The organism is Rufibacter ruber, from assembly GCF_014138425.1.
GTDB classification, from domain to species: Bacteria; Bacteroidota; Bacteroidia; order Cytophagales; family Hymenobacteraceae; genus Nibribacter; species Nibribacter ruber_C.
Genome location: NZ_JACJIQ010000002.1, coordinates 148635 through 165087, shown reverse-complemented (window position 1 = coordinate 165087; position 16453 = coordinate 148635). Strand labels below are relative to the sequence as shown.

At 53.9% G+C, this 16453-nt stretch carries 14 protein-coding genes; 4 read left to right on the top strand and 10 right to left on the bottom strand.

Annotated features, from left to right (window positions below; genetic code table 11):
- Positions 1-726 precede the first annotated feature (726 nt).
- From ribH to pdhA, 3 genes are all read right to left on the bottom strand, one after another.
- The gene (gene ribH, locus FHS90_RS03260; RefSeq protein WP_066832604.1) at positions 727-1215 is read right to left on the bottom strand and encodes a 6,7-dimethyl-8-ribityllumazine synthase; all 489 of its coding nucleotides are present in this window, start codon (positions 1213-1215) and stop codon (positions 727-729) included.
- Between the two features lie 167 nt (positions 1216-1382).
- Positions 1383-2072 (bottom strand): tetratricopeptide repeat protein, encoded by a 690-nt coding sequence (locus tag FHS90_RS03255; protein ID WP_066832606.1) that lies wholly within the window; start codon positions 2070-2072, stop codon positions 1383-1385.
- 114 nt (positions 2073-2186) lie between these two features.
- Positions 2187-3218, bottom strand: coding sequence for a pyruvate dehydrogenase (acetyl-transferring) E1 component subunit alpha (gene pdhA, locus FHS90_RS03250; protein ID WP_066832609.1), 1032 nt, complete (start codon positions 3216-3218; stop codon positions 2187-2189).
- 137 nt (positions 3219-3355) lie between these two features.
- On the opposite strand from pdhA, the gene recF reads away from it, so the two are divergent.
- From recF to FHS90_RS03235, 3 genes are all read left to right on the top strand, one after another.
- Positions 3356-4471, top strand: a complete 1116-nt coding sequence (gene recF, locus FHS90_RS03245; RefSeq protein WP_182511731.1) for a DNA replication/repair protein RecF — start codon at positions 3356-3358, stop codon at positions 4469-4471.
- 360 nt (positions 4472-4831) lie between these two features.
- On the top strand, positions 4832-5158 hold the full coding sequence (locus FHS90_RS03240; protein WP_182511729.1) for a DciA family protein: 327 nt from the start codon (positions 4832-4834) through the stop codon (positions 5156-5158).
- 57 nt (positions 5159-5215) lie between these two features.
- Complete coding sequence (locus FHS90_RS03235) at positions 5216-5932, top strand: DUF1003 domain-containing protein (RefSeq protein ID WP_066832613.1); 717 nt, start codon at positions 5216-5218, stop codon at positions 5930-5932.
- A 49-nt stretch (positions 5933-5981) separates the two neighbouring features.
- Here the strand turns inward: FHS90_RS03235 and FHS90_RS03230 are convergent, their stop codons facing one another.
- On the bottom strand, positions 5982-6812 hold the full coding sequence (locus FHS90_RS03230; protein ID WP_182511728.1) for an amidohydrolase family protein: 831 nt from the start codon (positions 6810-6812) through the stop codon (positions 5982-5984).
- A gap of 173 nt (positions 6813-6985) precedes the next feature.
- Positions 6986-9463, bottom strand: a complete 2478-nt coding sequence (locus FHS90_RS03225) for a glycoside hydrolase family 95 protein (RefSeq protein ID WP_182511726.1) — start codon at positions 9461-9463, stop codon at positions 6986-6988.
- A 168-nt stretch (positions 9464-9631) separates the two neighbouring features.
- On the opposite strand from FHS90_RS03225, the gene FHS90_RS03220 reads away from it, so the two are divergent.
- Positions 9632-10207 carry an acyl-CoA thioesterase gene (locus FHS90_RS03220; protein WP_182511724.1) on the top strand — a complete coding sequence of 192 codons (576 nt, stop codon included), beginning with the start codon at positions 9632-9634 and terminating at the stop codon, positions 10205-10207.
- Between the two features lie 237 nt (positions 10208-10444).
- Here the strand turns inward: FHS90_RS03220 and cls are convergent, their stop codons facing one another.
- From cls to FHS90_RS03195, 5 genes are all read right to left on the bottom strand, one after another.
- Positions 10445-11926 carry a cardiolipin synthase gene (gene cls, locus FHS90_RS03215; protein ID WP_343049562.1) on the bottom strand — a complete coding sequence of 494 codons (1482 nt, stop codon included), beginning with the start codon at positions 11924-11926 and terminating at the stop codon, positions 10445-10447.
- A 169-nt stretch (positions 11927-12095) separates the two neighbouring features.
- Positions 12096-13151, bottom strand: a complete 1056-nt coding sequence (locus tag FHS90_RS03210) for a metal-dependent hydrolase (protein WP_066832624.1) — start codon at positions 13149-13151, stop codon at positions 12096-12098.
- Between the two features lie 82 nt (positions 13152-13233).
- A complete protein-coding gene (locus FHS90_RS03205) occupies positions 13234-13926 on the bottom strand; it encodes an aspartate/glutamate racemase family protein (RefSeq protein WP_182511722.1) in 693 nt (230 codons plus the stop codon).
- Between the two features lie 167 nt (positions 13927-14093).
- On the bottom strand, positions 14094-14786 hold the full coding sequence (locus tag FHS90_RS03200; RefSeq protein WP_182512006.1) for an ABC transporter ATP-binding protein: 693 nt from the start codon (positions 14784-14786) through the stop codon (positions 14094-14096).
- Positions 14787-14883: 97 nt separating this feature from the next.
- A complete protein-coding gene (locus FHS90_RS03195; protein WP_066832636.1) occupies positions 14884-16371 on the bottom strand; it encodes a DUF5687 family protein in 1488 nt (495 codons plus the stop codon).
- Positions 16372-16453: the final 82 nt, after the last annotated feature.

Genomic DNA, 16453 nt, shown 5'->3' with positions numbered 1-16453 from the left:
AGAAAACAGCCCCAAAACGCAGGCACCAGCCTACGCTGTAGCCAGACAGAGCCCATGAAAGGGCGGTAAAACAAAAACACTAAACAGGTTCAGAGTAAAACAGAACTTTCAAAACACATCTAGTTTAAAGAAAGACTATACAGTCTTATTTTAAAAGTTCTTAGCTATTCATAGTTTGAGATGGGGCAGGCACAGAAGACCAACCGTTAACGGCAACGTGATCTTCATCATTTTGGTGGGGGAACCAATGAGAGGCAAAAATAATAAAAGCTTTCGTTTTATGTCTAATCTGGTTGATAACTACCTCAAAATAATTCAGTTCAATTAGCGAAACTCTGTTCCCCGTATACAATATGAAGCAGAATCAAGGGCAGTAAGCAAAAAGCTAAGAATTAATTTTCTCTATCTTAAGCCTAAAGTTTGTCTCTTCCCTGTATATGCCATAAGTAAAGAGCTTTACTTTGCCCTTTTACCACCTTTTAGTTTAAGCTTAACATCGGCTAAACCTTGCGTTGTTTATTGAGCTTACAAACTCAGAACCTAACCCAACTTTAACAGCCCAAATGACTATTATCTTAGACAGCTAGAGGAGCGTTTCTGTTTTGGGGCCGTTTTGGCCAAAACAGCCCGAAAATAGAAATACTCCTTAGGCATTTAACAAACCAGAGAGGGCCAGCCGCAGTAACGGCTGGCCCTCTCTGGCACCAGGCGGGGAACCAACTACGGCTAGCTGTTCCCGCCAAAGCTCAGCATCTGGATAGCAGTGGCGGCGGCTTCTACGCCTTTGTTACCGTGCTTTCCGCCGGCGCGGTCCCAGGCCTGCTGCTCGTCATTGGTGGTCACCAGCCCAAAGATCACTGGCTTGTTGTACTTCATGCCCACATGGGTGAGGCCCTGGGCCACGGCGTGGCAGATGTAGTCATCATGCTTGGTTTCTCCTTTGATCACCACCCCCAGGGCAATGACCGCATCAATCTCATAGCTTTGCGCCAGGTACTGCGCCCCCAAGGTGAGTTCAAAGCTGCCGGGCACAGTGTTGCGGTGAATGTTCTCGGGCTTGGCCCCATGCTGCAACAGGGTCTCATAGGCGCCTTTGCAGAGAGCGTCTGTTATTTCTTTGTTCCATTCTGCTACTACCAACCCGAATTTTTTGCCGGAAATGTCTGGCAGGTTGTCTGAGTTATACTCGCTTAAGTTCTTTAGGCTGCTGGCCATTGGAGGTAAAGGTTAGAGGAGTGATTTCTCTTGTTGAGGAATTTCTGTTTTAGGTCTGTTTTCAGAAAATAGCCCGGAAACGTATACGCAAAAGTGCATAAAAAAACGGAGCGGCTGGCCAAAAATAATCTCGGCAGCCGCTCCGTCTAATAAATTTTATTCTGGGTTTATTTCTTTGCCAGGCCTTCAGCGCGCGCCTTGTATTTTTTGGCGTCTGCCACCTCTGCGCTCAAGGGGTAGTCATTAATGATGCGGTCATACACGTCAACGGCCTCAGCAGGCTGGTTGGCCGTTTCATGGGCCATGGCTGCTTTCATGAGGTACTGGGGCGAGAAATAGTCATTGGCTTTGTGCTCTGCCGCTTTCTTGTAAAGCGAGGCAGCCTCTGCGGCCTTGCCTAACTCCAGCTGGGCATCACCCTGCAAAGAGTACGCCCGGGCCTGCAACAACAAATCATCTGAGTTGAACTCCTCCAGGTAATTCAGGGCATCTTGGTATTTGCCTTGTTTCAGCAAGATGGTACCGGCGTAGAAGTTTGCCAGGTTCCCTGCCTTGGTGCTGCCGTACTCCTCTGCAACAGATTTGAAACCGGCATACTGGCCGTCACCGTTCAGGGCTTTGTTCAGCGAGTCAGCCTCAAAGTAGTACTCAGCCTGGAACATGGCCGACAAGGCCTCTGCGTTCTTCGCCTCGCGGTTCTGGTAATACAGGAACCCTCCTACCACAGCGGCAGCAATGGCTACAAAAATCCCGATGAAGAGGTTTTTATGACGCTCCACATAGCTTTCCGACTTTAAAAGGCGGTCAGCCAACGCATCTGGATTCTCTAGCACCTCCAATTCGCTTTCTCGCTTCATTGTGTTAATTGACATCAGTAATGTATGAACTAATAAATTTGAATACTGCTCCAATAAAAAGCCCTGCCCGTTCAACCCCAAATCTTGTGGGAGCGTTCCCGCGCGGCGGTCTTTTTACACCATCACGTACGGATAGTCTTTCTCTACGTAAATATCTGTATATAATTCAGATGGCTCTGGGTACGGCGAGTTTTCTGCAAACTCTACTGACTCCTGTACCTGCGCCTTGATCTTGTTATCAATCTCCTCCAGTTCCTGCTCAGTGGCGAATTGGTTCTCCAGAATGGTGAAACGCACGCTCTCAATGGGGTCCTGGTTCCGGTAGTTTTCCAGCTCCTCTTTGGTGCGGTACTTAGCCGGGTCAGACATGGAGTGGCCTTTGTAACGGTACGTTCTGAACTCCAGGAAGGTAGGTCCCTCGCCGGCACGGGCACGCTCTGCGGCGCGGGCTACGGCCTCATGCACGTCTTCGCAGCGCATGGCGTTTACCGGCTCAGACGGCATGTCATAGCTCAGGCCCAGTTTGTACAGCTCGGTCACGTTAGACGTACGCTGCACCGAGGTTCCCATGGCGTACCCGTTGTTCTCTACCACAAAAATCACGGGCAGTTTCCAGAGCATGGCCATGTTGAAGGCCTCATGCAACGCCCCCTGGCGCACGGCACCGTCACCCATGTAGCAGATGCACAGGTTGCCGGTGTTGTTGTATTTCTCGGCAAACGCCAAACCGGCCCCCAGCGGAACCTGGCCGCCCACAATGCCGTGGCCGCCTACAAAGTTCACCTCTTTGTCAAAGATGTGCATAGAGCCGCCTTTGCCTTTAGAGCAACCGGTGGCTTTGGCAAACAGCTCTGCCATGACCGCGTTGGGTGACGTGCCCAACCCCAGCGGGTGCGCGTGGTCACGGTAGGCGGTGATCCATTTGTCATCTTTGGTGAGGGCGGTGATGGCACCGGCCGCACACGCTTCCTGCCCAATGTACAGGTGGCAGAAACCTTTTATTTTCTGTTGGCCATATAACTGGCCGGCTTTCTCCTCAAACTTGCGCATGAGCTGCATCATCTCATACCAACGCAGGTAGGTCTCTTTTGAAAATGCAGGGGCACCTTTTACCTTTGTCTTCTTCGCTGCTTTCGCGTCCGCCATAACGTGTGTCTGTTATTCGTAAGGGTTGATCAAGTCACATTACTTTGAAAAACGGGCTACTCCGGTTGAGTAGACTATTTTTTCTTCCGTAAGGTGTTATAACACGCGAAATTAAGTAAAAATCTGGAAACAAGTTCATGCTCCTCGAAAATCTACACGTGCTGCACTTCAAGAACTACGAGGAGGCCACCCTGCCTTTTTCTGCGCACATCAACTGTTTCATTGGCAACAACGGCAGCGGCAAAACCAACCTGCTGGACGCCATTCACTACCTCTCCCTCACCAAAAGCGCCTTCACCTCCAGTGATTTGCAGAACATCAAAGAGGGCGAAGACTATTTTATTGTGCGCGGCCGGTTCAAATCTGACGAGAAAGTGAGCGCGGTGCAGTGTTACCTGAAGGCGGGGCAGAAAAAGATTATCACGCTCAACAAGGCCCCGTATGAGCGGGTGAGCGAGCATGTGGGCAAGTTTCCGGTGGTGTTGATCTCGCCGTATGACACAGATTTGATCAGGGAGGGCAGCGAAGACCGCCGCAAGTTCTTTGACTCTCTCATGGCCCAGCTGGACCACAGTTATCTGGACTTGCTCATCCAGTACAATTATGTTTTGAAACAGCGCAACTCGCTGCTCAAGCAGTTCTATGAGAAGCAGTACGTTGACAAGGAATACCTGCAGGTGCTGGATGAGCAGCTCATGCCGCTGGGCACCGAACTAGGCATCAGACGCGCTACTTTCCTGGCTGCCTTTGAACCTGTTTTCCAGCGGCATTACCAACACTTATCCGGCTCCTCTGAGGTGGTGACCTTAGATTACCAGAGCCAGCTCACTAGGCAGAATTATGCCTACCTGCTGGACCAGAGCCAGCGCAAAGACCTCTTGCTGCAGCGCACCACCGTGGGCCCGCACAAAGATGACTTTGTGTTTCTCATGGACGGCAAGAGCGTGAAGAACTTTGGCTCACAGGGGCAGCAGAAAAGCTACGTGATTGCCCTCAAGCTGGCGCAGTTTGAGGTGCTGGCCCAGAAAAACGGACAGAAACCACTGCTGCTCTTAGATGACATTTTTGACCGCCTGGACCAGAAGCGCATTGAGCAGCTCATGCAACTGGTGGCCAACAACACCTTCGGGCAGATCTTTTTGACAGACACGCACCTGGAGCGCACAGACGCCATTCTGCAGCCGCTTTCCAATAACATCAGGCGGTTCCGGATTACGGAGGGGAAAGCAGAGACGATTGATGACGACCTGTAGCGTCGTTACGCGTAACGACGTGGTCCCATGAAACAAAACCGCCCTTTTTGTGAACAATTTCCTCCTGGGCAAAAGGATTTCTAATTTCAAAGGCGCGTTTATCAGGAATAGAGATTATGCTGCTACGAGAGCCACGGCGTTACGCGTAACGCCGCTACGAGAGAATATCGCCTGTTTCTGGCCTTCTTTCTGAAAAACAGGCCGAAAACGCATTTTGCCAAAATGTGCAGAACTGGGGGAAAACCAGGTGGATAAATTCATCTGCCTTAAACCCGGTTTGCGTATAGCAAATACTGTAATTTAGCGCTGTAGAATTAGTATTCGCTCCTTCACGCCGTCACTCCTTCGCCCAATAAAACTATGTCCCTGCGTCCGCTCAACCCCAGAAGTCCGTTCATGCGCAAAGCTGATACCATCAGCTTGAAAGACAGCATTGAAGCCATGCTGAAGGCGTACAAACTGAACGGGAAGCTCAGTGAGGTGCAGCTGGTGAGCTCCTGGGAGAAAATCATGGGCAAGGCCATCTCGCTTAAGACGCAGGAAGTGTTTGTACGCAACCGCAAGCTGTTTGTGCGCCTGTCTTCGGCCCCGCTCAAGCACGAGCTCAACATGGCCAAAACCAAAGTCATCACCCTCATCAACACAGAGATGGGTGATAAAGTGATTGACGACGTGGTGTTCCTGTAGCCCTTTGAGAAATGCTGTTTTTGGCCTACTTTTCCCAAAACAGCCCCAAAACGCCCTATGCCCACAGACGCTTTCCCTGGCGCCGTTTGCCAAATTACCGGCAAATCCCTCCCCCTGAGCCAGCTCATGCCGGCCAACGCCGTGCGTGAACCCATTGTCCAGCTCATCAAACAGCAGCACCCCCACTGGGACCCCACCGGCTACATCTCGCTGGAGGCGCTGAACCGCTACCGCACTGATTTTGTGGAGGATGTGCTGCAGCAGGAGTACGGCGAACTCTCCCAGCTGGAGAAAGAGGTGGTGAGCAGCATCTCGCAGAACGAGCTGCTTTCCCGCAACGTGCAGACCGAGTACACTGAGCAACTCACGTTTGGGGAGCGCGTGGCAGACCGCATCGCCACCTTTGGCGGAAGCTGGAATTTCATTCTCCTGTTCCTGGGCTTTCTGGTGCTCTGGATGCTGGTGAACATTCTGGCCTTCTTCGGGCGGGCATTTGACCCCTACCCGTTCATTCTGCTCAACCTCATCTTGTCCTGCATTGCCGCGCTGCAGGCCCCCGTGATCATGATGAGCCAGAACCGGCAAGAAGAAAAAGACCGCCTGCGCGCCGAGCACGACTACCAGGTGAACCTCAAAGCCGAGCTGGAGATACGGCAGCTGCACGAGAAAATAGACCACCTGCTCATGCAGCAGGGCCAGCGCCTGCTCCAGATTCAGCAGATACAGCTGGAGCTGCTCCAGGAAATCAACGCGCGCGTGGGCAAAGAGAAGTAGCACTTTCTGTTTTCGGCCTGTTTTTCTGAAAACAGCCCCAAAACAGACATCACAGCTTATAAAAGGCCACGGCGTTGCCGCCGAAAACCAATTCCTGCTCCTGTGGGCTGAACGGGGAGAAATACTCCTGCACAAGGCCCAGCACCTCTGCGTAAGAAGCCGCCACCAGACACACCGGCCAGTCAGAGCCAAACAACAGCCGCTTCGGCCCGAAGACCTCGGCCAGCGTATCCAGGTACGGCGTGAAATCACGTTTCTGCCAGTTTTGCCAGTCAGCCTGCGTCACCAGCCCAGACACTTTGCAGCACACGTTCTCCTGCGCCGCGAAGGCTTTCATGGCCTTTCGCCAGGTCTGGAAATCACCGCCTTTGATGTCTGGCTTGGCCAAATGGTTGAGCACGAAGGGCTGGTCTGGGAAGGCCGCCGTTAATTCTGCGGTGTAGGCCAGCTGGTCTGGGTAAATCAAGATATCATAAGAAAACCCGTACCGCCGCAGCTGCGCAATGCCGTGCTGGAAAGCGGGCTGGAGCATGAGCGCCTTGTCCTCGGCGCCTTGCAGCACGTACCTGAACCCTTTTAGCTTTGGGTGCTGGCTCAACCTGGAAAGCCGCTCTTCAATATCTGCCGCAAAGAAGTCTACCCAGCCCACCACGCCTTTGATGCACTCATGCGCCCGCGCCCACTCCAGCAGAATCTCGTTCTCGTGCTCGGGCTGCGCGGTCTGCACCAGCACGCAACCGTCAAACCCGTGCTCCTGCAGCAGCGGTTGCAGCTCCTGGGGCAGAAAATCCCGCCGTATCACAGCCATGTCTTCCGTAACCCAGGATTCCCGGGCTGGGTTGAATTTCCAGAAGTGCTGGTGGGCGTCAATTCTTGGCATGGGTCTTTCTCTTGAGCGGTGGCAGTGGCCGCAAAGCTACCATTCTTGCGTTAGCGCAACTAGCGCCGCAACTAAGTAAAAAGACAAAAACAACTCTATCCTTTTGTCATCCTTTCAGACTGACAGAGAGGCGAAACATCTATAGATACTTCTGTTCAACAACTTTACTACAGCTACAACGCTTTGAAAGTGTACGTCTGGCCCGCCTTCGTTTCCATGTCTAACAACTGCGTGTGGGGCAGGTTCACATTCCCAGCTTCGGCCTTGGCCGAAACCAAGGGCTGCTTGATGCCCGGTGCCTGGTAGAACGGATTTGGGTTCTCGCCTTGCGCTGGTTTGAGGGTTCCTTTTCCGCTGAGAGCCAAAGCATTGCCTGCGCGCAGCCTGCAGGTGCCGCCTAGTTTGGAATGAATGGTGAGTGACGTGACTTTATGGTTTTCCCAGCGCAGGTCTACCACAAAGCCGCCACGGGCGACCAATCCTTTTACCCCGCCGCTGGGCCACTGGTCTGGCAGGGCGGGCAGCAGGTGCAGCGCCCCGTCATGGCTCTGTAACAGCATTTCGGCTATGCCGGAGGTGCACCCGAAGTTACCGTCTATCTGGAAGGGCGGGTGCGCGTCAAACAGGTTGGGGTAGGTGCCGCCGCTTTCGCCTTTCTCAGCGTTCTGGGCGGGCGTGAGTTGGTCGGCAATGAGTTTGTAGGCGCGGTTGCCGTCTAGCAGGCGGGCCCAGAGGTTCACTTTCCAGCCCATTGACCAGCCCGTAGATTTGTCGCCGCGGTGCACCAGGGTGGTTCTGGCGGCCTGGAACAGCTCCGGATTGGAAAATGGCGAGATCTGGTTACTGGGGAACAGCCCGTACAGGTGCGACACGTGGCGGTGTTGGTCTTCTTTGCGGTCCCAGTCCTGCAGCCACTCCTGCAGCTGCCCGTGCTGCCCCACCTGCATGGGCGGGAGGCGGTCGCGCAGCTGCCGGAGCGTATCGGCAAAGCTTTTGTCAAGGTTCAGAATGGCGGCGGCCCGCAGGGCGTTGGAGAACACGTCAAACACCAGTTGGTTGTCCATGGTGGTGCCTGCGGCGATAGAAACGCCGCTCTGGTGCTTGTTCTCTGGTGACATAGACGGCACCACCACCAGCCATTTATTGGTGGGCTCCTCCTGCAGCACATCTGCGTAGAATTGGGCCGCCCCTTTCAGCACCGGGTAATACTGCTTCAGGAACTGCTTGTCTCCGGTGTACAGGTAGTGCTGCCAGAGGTGCTGCGTGAGCCAGGCCCCGCCCATGGGCCAGAGGCCGTAAAACGCGCCGTCAATGGGGCCGGTGAACCGCCAGATATCTGTGTTGTGGTGCATGTTCCAGCCGCGGGCGCCGTACATTTTGCGGGCGCTCTCCCGCCCCGTCTCAGACAGGTCTTTCACCATCTGGAACAGCGGCTGGTGCATTTCGGGCAGCTGAGTGACCTCAGCGGGCCAGTAGTTCATCTCAGTGTTGATGTTCACCGTGTACTTGCTGTCCCAGCTGGGGCTGAGCTTGTCGTTCCAGATGCCCTGCAGGTTGGCGGGCTGGGTGCCGGGTTGGGAACTGGAGATGAGCAGGTACCGCCCAAACTGGAAATACAGCGCCACCAGCTGCGGGTCGTTGACTTTGCTGAACGCGGCGAGCCGAACATTGATGGGTTTCTGGGCGGCCGCGGTGGTGCCTAAATCCAGTGACACCCGGTTAAAGTAGTTCTGGTAGTGTTTTATGTGCGCAGACTTGGCCTTGGCGTACTTCTTTTTGAGCGCCTTGTTCAGAAAGCTGGCAGCTTTGGCGGCCTCGTCGCCAGACAGGTCCTGGTAGTTCTTGAAGTTGGTGGCCATAGACACGTAAATCACCGCCTCGTCTGCGTTCGTTATTTGCAGGGCATCGGCCGTGGCCGACACTTTACCGCCCTTCACCTTAGGCTGCACCCGTGCCTGGAACCGCACTTTCCCTTTCTTGTTGTCCACATTGCCGGAGGTGCCGGAGAGAATCAACTGCTGCCCCTGCGTCTGCACCTGCTGAACTTTATGCGGGCTACTGGTGCGCAGGGTGCAGGTGATGCTCCTGGGTTTATCGGCGGTGAGCCGAATGATGAGCACTTCGTCTGAGAAAGAGGTGAACATCTCACGGCGGAAGTTCACGCCGTTCACGCTGTACGTCACCGTGGCCACGGCCTGGCCTATGTCCAGGTCACGGGAATAGGTGGTGGCGTTCTGGTGTCCGGGGAAAGAAAGGAACAGGTCGCCCACGGGCTGGTACGGCATGCCGTAGTTGCTGTTGGCGGGTGCCTGCCGCGGTAATTTCTCCAGCGCCAGCGCCTGCGCCTCTTTGTGTTGGTTGGCAAAAATCAGTTTTCTAATCTCCGGCAGGGCGGTGAACAGCTCGGTGTTGAGGTTGTTGCCCGGCTCGCCCGCCCACACCGTCTCCTCGTTCAGCTGCAGCTGCTCCTGTGCGGCTCCGCCGAACACCATGGCCCCTATGCGCCCGTTGCCCAGCGGCAGCGCCTCGTTCCAGTTGGCGGCGGGCTGCGTGTACCAGAGTTTCAGAAGGTTTTGTTTCGGCTGCGCCCTTGCGGATAAAAGGAAGCAGCAAAAGAGCAGAAAGCAACTGGGGGAAACGAATCTTTTCATTTTAAAGGAAGTTGGCTTGCGCAAACGATTGCACAAGCTAGTGAATTTTTACCTCCTTCACAACCTGATCCTGTTGAGTTGAGGTAGACCAGCCGCCACAATTTGTCCCGCCTAACCAGAAAATTCCTGTTTTTGACCTACTTTTAGGAAAACAGCGCCAAAACAGACATGCAAAAAACCATTCCTGAACCAGACATCTACCGCCCCGTCTCCCACTCCCGCACCACCCTCACGGAACTCATGATTCCCAGTTATGCCAACTTTGGGGGCAAGATTCACGGGGGCATCCTGCTCTCGCTCATGGACAAAGTGGCCTATGCCTGCGCCGCCAAACACGCGGGCAATTACTGCGTGACGGTTTCTGTAGACGGGGTGAACTTTCTGCAGCCGGTAGAGGTGGGCGAGCTGGTAAGCCTCATGGCCTCTGTGAATTACGTGGGCAAAACGTCTCTGCTGGTGGGCATTAAGGTGATTGCAGAGAATGTGAAATCCGGTTTTGTGAAGCACACCAACACCTCTTATTTCACCATGGTGGCCAAAGGCGAAGATGATGCACCCACCAAAGTACCCGGCCTGACCCTGGAGACGCCAGAAGATGTGCGCCGGTTTATGGAAGCCCTGCAACGCAAAGAAATAAAGGCGCGCTCAGAGCAGGAGTTCAAAGCCGTCAAAACCCAACTGGAGCTACAGCAGAACCTCTCTACGCTGCTGGGGCAACGGTGCCAGCTGGCATTTGAGCTGTAGGCTGTTTTTAGAGCATGTTTAAATTTGTCTTTCGCGCTGCAAACGGGTATCAAAAGAACCTAACTTTGCCTTTTTCTCGCACTGTAGCGGGGCGTATGCTGCTCAAGAAACCGCTATAGAAGAACCTTTCGCTCCCCGTTTTCGCTTGCAAAATCAAAATTTAAACAAGCTCTTAGCCTGTTTTCTGAAAAACAGCCCCAAAACAGCCTGGCTGGGCAGGAGAGAAAGGCTCATCTTCTACAGCAGCGGCGAGAGCAGCCGGGCCAGCTTCTCAAAGAACTGCTTGAGCCGGGGGCGCTGGCGCCATTCCCGGAGATTGATTTTTTCGGCCTGCCGCAGGTCTGCATAGAAGACATCTCTTAGCTGCTTTGAAATGGCTTCATCATAGACCACGGCGTTGACTTCAAAGTTAAGCTCAAAGCTGCGGTTGTCCATGTTGGCAGTGCCCACCATGCTCACGGCACCGTCAATGACCACCGTTTTGGAGTGGATGAAGCCTTTCTGGTACAAATAAATTTCAACGCCCGCGTGCAGCATGTCATCATAGTAAGACCAGGCCGCCGCGTTCACCAGCGCTGAGTCTGAGATGCCCGGCACCAGCAGCTTTACCTTCACGCCGCCCAGGGCTGCCACCGTGAGTGCCTGCAGAATGCCTTCACCGGGAATAAAGTACGGGGTGGTCACCAGAATCTCCTTCTGGGCCAGGTAAAACGCCTGCAGCAATGAGAACACAATGGTGGGCCTGGGCGAGTCTGGCCCGCTGGCGGCTATCTGCACCAGGGAATGGCCGACAGGGTGCGGCTGGGCAATGAAGTAGTGCTCCTCTGGGTGCAGGTGCTGGCCAGAGGCAAAGTTCCAGTCGCAGAAAAACAGGTACTGCAGGTAGTAAATGCCGGGGCCGTCTATGCGCAGGTGGGTGTCGCGCCAGAACAGGCGGTTGGGGTCTTCTGGCCGGTTAATGTAGCGGTCAGCCACGTTGATCCCGCCTACAAACGCGGTTTGGGCGTCTATGATGATGATCTTGCGGTGGTTGCGGTAGTTGAGCCGGTTGGCCAGCAGCCAGAAGAGCACCTTGTGAAACGGGTACGCCTCTACCCCCGCCGCCCTCAGCTCAGCCACGTATTTCCGCCGGATGGAGCGGCTGCCGTAATCATCATAGATAAACCGCACCTGCACCCCCTCCCGCGCCTTCTGCATGAGAATCTCCTTGATCTGGTTTCCAATCTGGTCGTTGTCCAGGATGTAATACTCCAGATGGATGTGGTGCCGGGCCTCCCGGAGCGCCTGCAGCACCGCCGGGAACTTCTCCTCGCCGTTCAGCAGCAGGGTTACCTGGTTTCTTCCGGTCAACGGGCTCAGGCCGTCATGCAGCAGCAGGTTCACCAGTTCGCGGTACCGCTGCACGGTAGGGTTACTCCCCGCCAGCACTTCCTGTGAATAGGCGTGCACCCGCTCCTCCAGCCGCTGAATGAACAGCTCGTCTTCCACCAGCTTTTTGGAGTACAGCTTCCGCTTCTTATAGTTGATCCCGAAGGAGAAGTAAATCACAATACCCGCCACCGGCACAAAAATAGCCAGCAGCAGGTAGGCCAGCGTTTTAGCCGTAGAGCCGGTGTCATAGACAATACGCAGGCAAACCGCCACCAGCACCGGAATATAGACTATGTTCCAGACCAGTAGCCAGTCAATGTTCTCCAGACTTTTCAGCAGTTCTGCCACACGCGTCTTTGTTCAAGTATTTTCAAGTGCAATAATAAAGATTCAGTGGGAAATGCCTTTACAGTACCCTTTGCCCCCAGGCTGTTTTACCCAAACCAGAGGCATACCGGTTTTGTCTGCTGCAAACAGCACGGCTTTGAGCTGGTTTTCTACCGCGCACGCTGTTCCTTTATTTTTCCGGCTCCCGCCGAAGGAACTTCTGCTCAGGGGCTACAAATATCAACCGGCCCATGGCGTGCAGGGTCTCCCAGTTCCAGCCCCGCATTCTGCCGCGCTGCATGACCAGGCGGTTGTCAGCGCGCGCGGGTTGCAGAAAGTAGTGGAACGTGAAACGGGCTTTCTCCTCCTGCCACCCCAGCATCTGCCCAAACCGGAGCACATTCAACACCAACGTGTCATTCCAGCGTTCTACGGTATAGAACCCGCTCGCAAACTGCCGTAGATCCTGGAGTTCGCCTGGGTTATCCACAGGGGTTAGCAGCTTCTCCTGCTGTGGATAAAACCGCAAAACGGTTTTAGTAGCGGCTGGCCAGAACACAGAGCGGTAGCCAATGTAATACCCTGTATCTGTAGCCACCACCGCGTACCACAGCCAGTTGTTAAAGGGAGTGGGGGTCACAAAATAGCTGGCCGCCTTTAGCTGCCTGTGCCTGAGAGACGCCTCCAGGTGGCTCTGCACCTGCTGCCTGTTGAAAACGGCATACCCTAAGTACAAGCCTGCAGGCACCAGGCCCCACAGCGCCCACTTCAGCCTATGGCCAGAAGACGCTTTTCTAAATAGCAGCAAAGCCAGGGCTCCCAGGCAAGGCCACAAACTAAAGAGCGGGTCTGCCACGTAGAGCAGGTGAAATGAAAAGCGCTCGCTACTGAACGGCAGCAGCAACCCCGTACCGTACGCGTTGCACGCATCCAGCAGGTCATGCACCAGCAGCTGAAGCAGAAAGAACAGGAAAAACTGCGGCCACGGGATCTGCCGTTTCTGGTGCCATCTGCCCGCCACCAAGGTCAGCAATACCGCCATGATCAGCGCCAGCAGAAAGGAATGGGTGATGCCCCGGTGTACCAGCAGGTTTTGGTGCGGCGGCAGCCAGAGCGCAGCCACGGTGTCTATGTCTGGTAAATTCTGGGCCAGCGCCCCCCACAGCAGCGCCCGCCTGCCTACCTTTTTAGAAAGCAGCGCTTCGCCCAGACAGGCACCTATTGCGGCATGGGTCAGTGAGTCCATTTGGTTGTGTGTGCTGTTCTATACGCACAGGACGGTGCAGCGTTTTCTGGCTGTTTTTGGGAAAACAGGCCAAAAACAGGTCTCAGGAAAGCGCCACCTCCACGGCCCGCTCTGCATGCAGCTGGGCTGAATCATACAGGATGGCCGCTGTGTCTTGTGGCCTTATTAACAACCCAATTTCAGTGCAGCCCAGTATAATACCCTGCGCCCCTTGGTGCAGCACCTCCTCCATGATCTGAAGGTATTCCTGCCGGGAGCTTTCCTTCAGGATTCCCTTCACCAGTTCCTCAAAGATAATGGCGTGTATTCTCTCCCGGGCCCTCTCTGACGGAATGATGGTGCTGATGTGGTGGTGCTCCAGAAACCGCCTGCGCAGAAAGTCCTGCTCCATGGTGAACCTGGTCCCCAGCAACCCCACCGTGGTATGCCCCTGGCGGTGAATTTCATGGGCCGTGGCATCAGCAATGTGCAGAAACGGCAGCGGGGTGCTTTGCTCAATCTCTTCGGCCAGCTTATGCAGGGTGTTGGTGCAGAGGACAAGGAAATCGGCACCGCCGCGCTCCAGCTTTCTGGCCGCGTCTACCAGTATAACGCCAAGCGCCTCCCAGTCACCTTTGTGTTGCAGCTCAGCAATTTCAGCAAAGTCAACGGAGTACATGAGGGAGCGGCAGGAGTGTACGCCCCCCAGGGTTTCTTTCACCTTCCGGTTAATGATCTGATAGTAGGTGTCTGAACTTTGCCAGGACATTCCCCCAATCAAGCCAATCGTTTTCATGGTACGGTGTTCTTACTCCGCTTGCTGTGCCGTGAATATAAAACGTCTCTTCTGTTTTAATGCTATTTTCTGAAAAGTAGCCTTAAAACAGAAGAGACGCAAGGGCAGCTGTGGCAGCAGAAAGGTTGAGCTACGCTCCTTTTTACCTGTGCTCCCGCTGTGGATAACTAAACTGTAAAATAGCTTTCCAGCTGCTGAAGCGTGGTTTCATTGGTTTGCATGTCTTCTACCACCTTGCCTTTCTCCAGCAGCACAATGCGGTCACAGACTTCAATCACGTGGCTAAGGTCATGGCTGGAGATGAGCATGGTCATGCCTTGGCTCTTGAGGTTTTTCAACAGGTTCTTCAACCTGATCTGGGAGCTGGGGTCCAGGTTGGCAAACGGCTCATCTAAGATCAGTAGCTCTGGGTTAGACATGACGGCCGCCGCCACGCCCACCTTCTTCTGGTTTCCTTTGGAGAAGTCTCTGATGTACTTGCGCTGCTCCAGGATCTCACCGTTGAAAAAGTCTTTGAAGCTGTCCAGAAACGCCTGCACATCTCCGGTTGAGAGGCCGTGCAACTTGCCAATGAAGGTGAAGTACTCCTCTGGCGTGAGAAAATCAATGAGAAAGCCCTCATCTAGGTGGGAGCCGGTGTAGTGTTTCCAGTCTTCAGTGCTGCGCACGTTTTCGCCTCTGCTGAACACTTCGCCTTTAGAAGGCCTGATCAGGTCCAGAATCATCCGGAAGAAGGTGGTCTTACCGGCGCCGTTGTTGCCTACCAGGCCAACGGTTTCGCCTTTCTGTACCGTTAGGGCCGGAATGTTCACCACGGTTACCCCGTTGTAGCTTTTTTGAAGGTCACGTACTTCTATCATCACTTTTATATTTTAGGCACAAGCTTTTCCAGGTAAATAGCTTATACGGTTGTTAACAATTTATTTTTTCTGACTGATAGCAAACTTATCAACAGGGCTATACCTGCCGGAAACCAGCGGCAATGGCATATTTCTGTTGCTGGAAACGCTTCACCACAATGCCCAGCAGTTGCCTGTGCAGCAGGAACCCTATAATCCCAAACACGCCCAGGGCGGCAATTCCCCACCAGGGGTTGCCCATCAGCCCGAAGGGCAGGTAAATCAGGATAGGCAGCACTAACGCCGGGAGCATCATGATAAACTGGGAGGCCCCCACCCCCTGCCAGTTGAAGGAAGCGCTCTTGCTCAGGTCTATGCGTTTTTTGTTGAAGGTACTCATATACAGGATCACGAAGGTGTTCATGCCAATGTTGTACAGGAAGCAGGCCGTATTGATGGCGACTATCTTGCCTCCTACCTCCGGCATAAACCCATAGAGCAGCGTAACGATATAGGCGGCCACGCAGGTGGGCACAAACATCCAGAACTTGCTCAGGTAGAACGTGTACGGACTCAGACGCTTGGTCAGCAGGGCGTCAAAATGCGCACTCTGCCAGCCCGGCACAAACTGACCGTAGCTCATCATCATAAAGCCCGTCATGAAGATACCTGGGAAGATAAGCATGGCAAAACCGTCTGTGTAGATCTTGTTGGTGTAGAAGATAAAGCCATACGCCAGGAAGAAGATAGACATGGTGACGGTTGACTTTGTGCGTTTGTGGCGCATGATCAGTTTGAGTTCCATGCCCATCAAGGCACCCACCTCGCCAAACTGCTGCAGGAAACCTATCTCCTTAGAGTCTCCTACTTTAGCGGCTTTGCGTACCCGCATTTCCTCTGGGTAAGTATGTTCTATCATGAACTTGTAGTTCACCAGATACACCACCACCAGCAGCACCAACGGGAGAATTATCCACACGGGTTGCATTCCCAACGCATTGAAAAACACGCCTGAGGCTGCCCCTAACGATATATAGCCCAGATAATCTACCAGGGCCAAGGCTACTACGGCCAGTAGAAAGCCTACCGTTACCAAGGGTTTTTCCACCAGCTGGCGCTTAAAGTACAGGGTCAGGAAGTTGTTGGCCAAGGTGATCAGGAACAGCCCCAGCACCCACAGCCAGGCTCCGCCAACCCCATACACCTCTGGCAGCACCTTCAGCGCGAACGGGATGAACAGCATCAGCGGCAGGAAATTGAAGAGGCTGGTGATAGATTTCCACAGGACGAAGTGTACCAGTTTGCCTTTGCCCACCGGCAGGTGCAGGTACGGCTGAATGCCCAGCACCGGCAACTCCTGCATGAAGAACCGAAGCGCCAGATCAATCAGGAAGTAATACAGCAACGCACTGTTCACCACCGTTACCGGATTTTTATCTGGCATTAGTTCTTCCAGAATCTTGTCAAGGAACAGGCTCAACAGGACCACGTACAGCAGCATGAGGAGCATAAAGAAACCCAGCACCAGGTTAACGGCCAGATTCTTCTGCCATACGCTGGACCTGGTGGCCTCTTTCCATTGGTGGGAAAGTAATAGTTTAATCATGAGGGTAAAGGTTGTTTGTTTAGAATGGCTGTTTCCCTGTTAGTCTCCCAAACTCCCTAAATATTACAGCTTTGGCCATGTT

What these genes read in the sequence shown, in the direction of transcription:
- FHS90_RS03200 (WP_182512006.1), bottom strand. Translation starts at nt 14,786, where the DNA reads ATGATAGAAGTACGTGACCTTCAAAAAAGCTACAACGGGGTAACCGTG.
- recF (WP_182511731.1), top strand. Translation starts at nt 3,356, where the DNA reads ATGCTCCTCGAAAATCTACACGTGCTGCACTTCAAGAACTACGAGGAG.
- FHS90_RS03205 (WP_182511722.1), bottom strand. Translation starts at nt 13,926, where the DNA reads ATGAAAACGATTGGCTTGATTGGGGGAATGTCCTGGCAAAGTTCAGAC.
- pdhA (WP_066832609.1), bottom strand. Translation starts at nt 3,218, where the DNA reads ATGGCGGACGCGAAAGCAGCGAAGAAGACAAAGGTAAAAGGTGCCCCT.
- FHS90_RS03210 (WP_066832624.1), bottom strand. Translation starts at nt 13,151, where the DNA reads ATGGACTCACTGACCCATGCCGCAATAGGTGCCTGTCTGGGCGAAGCG.
- FHS90_RS03230 (WP_182511728.1), bottom strand. Translation starts at nt 6,812, where the DNA reads ATGCCAAGAATTGACGCCCACCAGCACTTCTGGAAATTCAACCCAGCC.
- FHS90_RS03235 (WP_066832613.1), top strand. Translation starts at nt 5,216, where the DNA reads ATGCCCACAGACGCTTTCCCTGGCGCCGTTTGCCAAATTACCGGCAAA.
- FHS90_RS03195 (WP_066832636.1), bottom strand. Translation starts at nt 16,371, where the DNA reads ATGATTAAACTATTACTTTCCCACCAATGGAAAGAGGCCACCAGGTCC.
- FHS90_RS03220 (WP_182511724.1), top strand. Translation starts at nt 9,632, where the DNA reads ATGCAAAAAACCATTCCTGAACCAGACATCTACCGCCCCGTCTCCCAC.
- FHS90_RS03255 (WP_066832606.1), bottom strand. Translation starts at nt 2,072, where the DNA reads ATGAAGCGAGAAAGCGAATTGGAGGTGCTAGAGAATCCAGATGCGTTG.
- FHS90_RS03225 (WP_182511726.1), bottom strand. Translation starts at nt 9,463, where the DNA reads ATGAAAAGATTCGTTTCCCCCAGTTGCTTTCTGCTCTTTTGCTGCTTC.
- FHS90_RS03240 (WP_182511729.1), top strand. Translation starts at nt 4,832, where the DNA reads ATGTCCCTGCGTCCGCTCAACCCCAGAAGTCCGTTCATGCGCAAAGCT.
- ribH (WP_066832604.1), bottom strand. Translation starts at nt 1,215, where the DNA reads ATGGCCAGCAGCCTAAAGAACTTAAGCGAGTATAACTCAGACAACCTG.